Source organism: Pseudomonas peli (genome assembly GCF_050563605.1).
Lineage (GTDB): Bacteria > Pseudomonadota > Gammaproteobacteria > Pseudomonadales > Pseudomonadaceae > Aquipseudomonas > Aquipseudomonas peli_A.
In genome coordinates, this window is the sequence record NZ_JBNXUH010000146.1 from 1 (window position 1) to 527 (window position 527).

The 527-nt window shown below is 42.6% G+C and carries 1 pseudogene; it reads right to left on the reverse strand.

Going from position 1 to position 527, the window contains the following annotated elements:
• Positions 1 to 309 precede the first annotated feature (309 nt).
• A pseudogene (locus tag ACQ4LH_RS21325) lies at positions 310 to 527 on the reverse strand (putative selenate ABC transporter substrate-binding protein); the annotation flags it as partial.

Genomic DNA, 527 nt, shown 5'->3' on the forward strand with positions numbered 1-527 from the left:
GTTCTTTCTTTTTTTTTCTTTTTTCTCTCTTTTTTATCCTTCCCTCCGCTTTTTTCTGTTTTCTTTTTTGCTCCTTTCTCTTATTCTCTTCTGACTCTTCCGTCTTCTCTCCTCTTTTTTTTTTTTTTTTTTTTTTTTTTTTTTTTTTTTTCTTTCTTTTTTTTCTTTGTTTTCTTTTTTTTTTTTTTTTCTTTTTTCTTTTTTTTTCTCTTTCTTTTCTTTTTCTTTTTTTTCTCTTTCTGTCCTTTTTCTTTCTTTTTTNGCATACGAGATCGCTCAGTTCGTCTCGTGGGCTCGGAGATTGTATAAGAGACAGGCCTTGTGCTCCGGGTTGGCTGGGTCGAGGGCGAGGAAGGCGGCCTTGATCTTCTCGGCCAGGGCCGGATCGAGGGTGCCGCGTACGGTCCAGTTGTAGTCGTAGTAAGTAGGGGGGGGGGCGAGCATCGGGACCATGTGGGTATCTACTTTGCCGCTGGCAACCAGGGGGTCCCGCACCTGTCTCAGATACACATCTGACGGTGCCGACG